Origin of the sequence: Streptococcus oralis (assembly GCF_001578945.1) — a bacterium.
GTDB classification, from domain to species: domain Bacteria; phylum Bacillota; class Bacilli; order Lactobacillales; family Streptococcaceae; genus Streptococcus; species Streptococcus oralis_Q.
In genome coordinates this window covers 350,647-355,672 of the sequence record NZ_KQ969551.1, presented here as the reverse complement: position 1 = coordinate 355,672, position 5,026 = coordinate 350,647, and the positions used below count along the sequence as shown (strand labels likewise).

The 5,026-nt window shown below is 37.9% G+C and carries 6 protein-coding genes and 1 pseudogene; 2 read left to right on the top strand and 5 right to left on the bottom strand.

What is annotated here, in order from left to right; genetic code table 11:
- Positions 1 to 895, top strand: an 895-nt coding sequence (locus tag SORDD16_RS04410; RefSeq protein ID WP_241733979.1) for an ABC transporter ATP-binding protein, incomplete at its 5' end; no start/stop codon positions are given.
- 10 nt (positions 896 to 905) lie between these two features.
- Positions 906 to 1,658, top strand: coding sequence for an ABC-2 family transporter permease (locus SORDD16_RS04405; protein WP_061452514.1), 753 nt, complete (start codon positions 906 to 908; stop codon positions 1,656 to 1,658).
- 38 nt (positions 1,659 to 1,696) lie between these two features.
- Here the strand turns inward: SORDD16_RS04405 and SORDD16_RS04400 are convergent, their stop codons facing one another.
- From SORDD16_RS04400 to SORDD16_RS04385, 5 genes and pseudogenes are all read right to left on the bottom strand, one after another.
- The gene (locus SORDD16_RS04400) at positions 1,697 to 2,575 is read right to left on the bottom strand and encodes a sensor histidine kinase (RefSeq protein ID WP_061452513.1); all 879 of its coding nucleotides are present in this window, start codon (positions 2,573 to 2,575) and stop codon (positions 1,697 to 1,699) included.
- A complete protein-coding gene (locus tag SORDD16_RS04395; RefSeq protein WP_061452512.1) occupies positions 2,572 to 3,273 on the bottom strand; it encodes a response regulator transcription factor in 702 nt (233 codons plus the stop codon). Before SORDD16_RS04395 ends, SORDD16_RS04400 begins: the two co-directional genes overlap by 4 nt.
- A 106-nt stretch (positions 3,274 to 3,379) precedes the next feature.
- Entirely contained in the window at positions 3,380 to 4,117 is a 738-nt protein-coding gene (locus SORDD16_RS04390) for a TraX family protein (protein WP_061452511.1), read from the bottom strand.
- A gap of 259 nt (positions 4,118 to 4,376) precedes the next feature.
- Positions 4,377 to 4,505 carry a putative aDP-ribosylglycohydrolase gene (locus SORDD16_RS10575; RefSeq protein ID WP_009568444.1) on the bottom strand — a complete coding sequence of 43 codons (129 nt, stop codon included), beginning with the start codon at positions 4,503 to 4,505 and terminating at the stop codon, positions 4,377 to 4,379.
- 11 nt (positions 4,506 to 4,516) lie between these two features.
- Positions 4,517 to 5,026, bottom strand: a pseudogene (locus tag SORDD16_RS04385) (alpha/beta hydrolase); the annotation flags it as partial.

Below are 5,026 nucleotides of genomic sequence, written 5' to 3'. Positions count from 1 at the left end.
CGAAATTCATGGACTGACCAAACAATTTGGTAACCAAGCTATTCTTCAAGATCTTAGTCTAACCATAAAAGAGGGAGATATTTATGGTCTAATTGGAAAAAATGGAGCAGGTAAAACTACTCTTATTAAAATCATTACACAATTATTGTTTGCGGATAAAGGTACAGTTTCCCTCTTTTCTAGTCAAGAACAAAATGAGTGGACCAAGGCATTATCTCAAGTGGGTTCTGTTATCGAATCACCTGTAGCCCATAATCACTTAACGGCTTACCAAAATCTGAAATATTATTGTATGATTCGTCATATTCCAAATGCTGATCAAGTCATTCGAGAAACACTGGACTATGTAGGTTTGCCAGATACAGGTAAAAAAGTCTTTCGAGATTTCTCTCTTGGAATGAAGCAAAGACTTGGTATTGCCATTGCCCTCCTATCCAAACCAGACTTCCTGATCTTAGATGAACCTATTAATGGTCTCGACCCAATTGGAATCAAAGAATTTCGTCTCATGATCCAGCGGCTCAATCAAGAAAAAGGCATAACTATCCTCATCTCTAGCCATATCTTGTCAGAACTCTATCTCTTAGCTAATCGCTTTGGTATTCTGGATCAAGGTAAGATTATCCGTGAAATCAGTAAAGCTGAGTTTGAAACACTGAGTGAGGATTATATTGTACTTAAAACAAGCGATAAAGAAAGAGCTTGTCAGGTATTGAAAGAACAAATCCAGCTCCAGTTTAAGGTTGTCAATCCTGACAATGAAATCCATATTTTTGGTAATGAACAAGATGTCAAACAGATTCTTAAGCAACTAACTTTGGCCGATGTTGCTATTGATGAGATATACTTTGCCCGTCAAAACCTAGAAGAATACTTCACACAATTGGTAGAATAGGAGAAAAATCATGATACATACCATTCAAGCAGATTTTTACCGTCTTTTCCGCTCCAAAGGATTCTGGATTACAGAATTCATTCTCTTTGTCCTCTTGCTAATGGGTGCCACTATCGGGGCTACAGGACATTTAATGTCAGTAAATACAACACCACCAGAGACTCCAACCCATGGTTGGGACGGCGTTCAGGCTCTTATCAACACGTCTAGCAATGGTTCAAACCTCGTTTTTCTCTGCATTGTTCTAGCATGTCTCGTTCTCGGAGTTGATCTAATCGGCAAGCTCTATAAAAATAGTTTGACTGTTGGCGTTTCTCGCACAGAGTTTTTCCTTGCTAAATCCTTTGTACTAGCAAGTATCGCTCTCTTGCAGCTCATCGCCAGCCTTGTAATTGCTTTTGTTCCCTCAACTCTACTAAACGGACTTGGTACGATGCCTGATGGTTTTATTACAAACCTCCTCTTAACGATTTTCCTTCAATTTCTCTGCCTTCTCGCTTGGCTTTCGATTGTTTCCTTCATTCTCTATGTGACTCACTCCTATCTTGCCGTATTTATCGGCTATCTAGTTACCTCTATCATCCTTTCTATGCCAATGCTTATCTTTCCAGATATCGAAATTTTACGATATCTGAGCTTAAATTTTGCCTATGCCATGACTGCTGATAGTCAATCCGTTCTCTATACCATAACGGTTTGCATCGCTATCATACTTTTCTTCTCTTTCAGTGGACTGACTATTTTCAAGAAGAAAAGTTTATAAAAAGAACCTCCTCTAGGATATAGAGGAGATTTCTTCTGTTAAAAATAGATAAAGACTGAAAACCATTCTCCATCAGTTGCTAGCTTCAGATCCGCTCCAAGGAGATGAACTAATTCCTCAGTAATATAGAGACCTAAACCAGAGGATTCTTCAGTATCTGACATATTTTCAGAATAAAAACGATTGCTGAGATTGTCTATATTTTTGATAGATTTTTTGACTAGATTATCAATTTCCAAAACAAGCCTATTTTCTTCCTTTTTCAAAGAAAGTCGAGCTTTCTCCTTTCCGTGCTTGAGAACATTTCCAAGGAGGTTTTGTATAATTCGGTCAAGCAAGTCCTCATCAGTCGTCGTTTTCAATCCTGGTTCAACATTAAAATCAAGAACAATCTGTGAAGATTGAAAAACGTCGTAATAAGCTAAAGTCTTTTTCGTTATAAAAGTTGATAAATCAAGTTCTTCCAGTTTCGGTTTGACTGCTCCTTCCATCAAATGACGGTATTCGAGGAGAGCCTCCAAACGTTTGGAAACCAAATCCTGATGATGGGCTATTTTGCTTAAAGTTTCCTGACTATTATCGGGGTATTTTATTAGTTGCTGAGTATATCCTGAAGCGATTGTCAAAGGTGTCCGAATATCATGAGCGATGTTACTGATTGCCATATCTAGGGTACGCTTTTCACGCTTCATGATTAGCTGGTTTTGCTCCACTTCTTGAAATAGATTCTCAATTTGGTTATGTAGACGCAAAATGGCCTTTGAAAAGAAATTTACACCGATCCTCTTCATGCTACCAGAGCGAATCTTTTCTTCCATTTGTCTGCTTAAATCTCTAATTGCTATATGATAGCGAATCAAAGAAATCGCCAAAATGATGTTAGTAAGGAGCAATATTGATATCAAAATGTAAATCATTGCTTGTCTCCTTTTAATCGAACACCAACTCCCCAAATGGTTTCGATGTATTCGTGATTTGAATCCAGTTGATGCAGTTTTTTACGGAGATTGCTTAGATGGGTGTTGAGCGTATTATCTCCAGGCAGGTAACTTTCTTCCCAAATCAATTCATAGAGTTCTTCTTTGGTGAAGATCTTTTTAGGATGATGGAGCAACATTTGGAGAATATGACACTCTTTCTTTGCAAGGCGAATGGTTTCAGTTGCGTTACTTATTTCAAAACTATCCGCATCGAACTGGATATTTTTAAAGTTTTGTACGAGGTTATCAATTTCTCTTCGATCTCCTGACTGATGTTCACCACTTTGGCGTAATTGCACGGTGACTCTAGCAAAGACTTCGTCCAAATCAAAAGGTTTCACTATGTAATCATTGGCGCCGTCTAAGAGATATTGGCTGATGAGCTTTTTATCACCCAAAGCAGTGAGCATGATGACCGGAGTCTGACTAGTTTGTCGAATGGCTTGCAAGACTTGGTCGCCGTTTTTCCCAGGGAGCATGATATCTAGCAAAACGAGATCGATGCCACCTTTGTCAAATTGCATTATACCTTCTGTCCCAGAAAATGCTTGAATCACCTCATGTTCCTCTGCAAGAAGGGTTCTTAAAATTTCCTGGATTTCATTATTATCTTCAATTACAAGTATGCTCGCCATAAACCTTGTCCTTTCTAAAACTATTATAACATGTTTTGTTAGGAATTCCAGATACAGAAAAGCTCCTCTCACATTTTAAGCAAGAAGGAGCTAATGAAAATTGAATCTACTTAACCAAATAAGCAATCAAGGTTATAATCCATAGATGAGCTGGGTAGAAAATATAAAAGAAATATTTACTCCAACTGGTTTCTTTTCCTCGCTGTCCATTATACAAGGCCATAAAAGGAAATACGGTGATAAAGAGCCAGTCAGAATTGTAAAGCATCATTTCCAGTGTTTGGTACCAAGTGTCGTAAATTTGTATGGAAGTCACTAATAGGAAGGCCCAAAGGAGAGCATAAAGGAGATTTCGTAATCCCTTACGATTTCGACAAGAGTAACTAATCAAGAGAAATGGTAGCATGGTGATACCACCCTCGGTAAAAAGACTACCGAAAATCAAGAGGCCAGCAACCCCAATCCAACGCCACGACTTCTCTTTTTGATCCAGCTCTTTTCTAGGAAAACCAATCCAAAGCATGGTGACACCGATGGCCAAAGTAAAGAAAATATTATTATTGACCATTACTCCTTTGGATGCAAGTAGGGCATTGAGTAGACTATTTCCAGCAAACATGATAAGCGCCCAACTCCAAAGGCGGATGAGGTAGTTTTTCAAATTTCGAGTATGGATGAATCCTTCCATAGCCATATACGCAAACCAAACTCCCACACAACGAGTCAAGGCGTGAAGAATACCTTCCCACATAGGAGAAACGATTCCGGTAATATGCGGAATATGGTCTAGAACCATTACTGCCACCATCAGATACTTCAACTGCGTCGCATTCCATTTTTTCATAATAAACCTCTTTCTTTTTGATCTACATAGAGTATAGCATACATTTCCACGTATAATCGTACACCCATCTTACATTTAAAAAGCCTATCTTACATTTTTGTAAGACAGGCTTATAGCAACTGATTTTTATAAAAGAATGTTATTTGGTTTTATAATTGTTCTTTATTTTTTAGAAAATATCAGTAATACTACTTATCTTAAAAGAGAACTCTACGTTTGCCGTTTTTCATACTTAGAACACCTGCCCACAATCACACACTCAGCGGTTCGGACTTACCGTATCATCTGTAAAAAAGCAGTCTTTCCGAAATAAAGGAAAATCCTTCGTTTTGATATTGTTCCATTCGTAAACTGAACCTACAATATCTCCAACTATTGCTCCTAGCATCCGTTTCCTCCTTATGGCATATCAGATTCGTTACACATTTCTAATGAGTCACTCTTTAAAAATGGCACCACCAAATCAATCCACTCATAAGGTAGGTAAGCTGATAAATAGCCGTGGTTATAGCCCTTTGCTTCATACAAAATTGTATTTGAATGTAGCTGATGAAATAATTTCGCTGATTCTTTCACACAGTTCAATTCTTTTTCACCATAGATATACAGAACCTGAGCCTTGCTAGCAGAAATCATATCTTTCAGCTTGTAACATCCCATATAGTTTTTGTAAATGTACACCAATGTTTTGATAGGCGTCCTTGGCAAATCCTCCAAATAATAAGCTTTTATTTCCTCTGGATAAGCCAGTTTAGGATAGAGTTTGTTCATCATGCTGAACTGAAGTTTGCAAGAGAATTTATTGAACATCAGTTTACCAAATAGAGACACTAGAAAGATGCTGATTTTAGCTAACCTTGGTTGAGGAATACAGAGGCTTCCATCTATGATGGCCTTCTCAGCAATTTC

Coding starts and splice junctions, on each gene's coding strand:
- SORDD16_RS10575 (WP_009568444.1), bottom strand. CDS start 4,505: ATGCTAGGAGCAATAGTTGGAGATATTGTAGGTTCAGTTTACGAATGG.
- SORDD16_RS04395 (WP_061452512.1), bottom strand. CDS start 3,273: ATGGCGAGCATACTTGTAATTGAAGATAATAATGAAATCCAGGAAATT.
- SORDD16_RS04390 (WP_061452511.1), bottom strand. CDS start 4,117: ATGAAAAAATGGAATGCGACGCAGTTGAAGTATCTGATGGTGGCAGTA.
- SORDD16_RS04405 (WP_061452514.1), top strand. CDS start 906: ATGATACATACCATTCAAGCAGATTTTTACCGTCTTTTCCGCTCCAAA.
- SORDD16_RS04400 (WP_061452513.1), bottom strand. CDS start 2,575: ATGATTTACATTTTGATATCAATATTGCTCCTTACTAACATCATTTTG.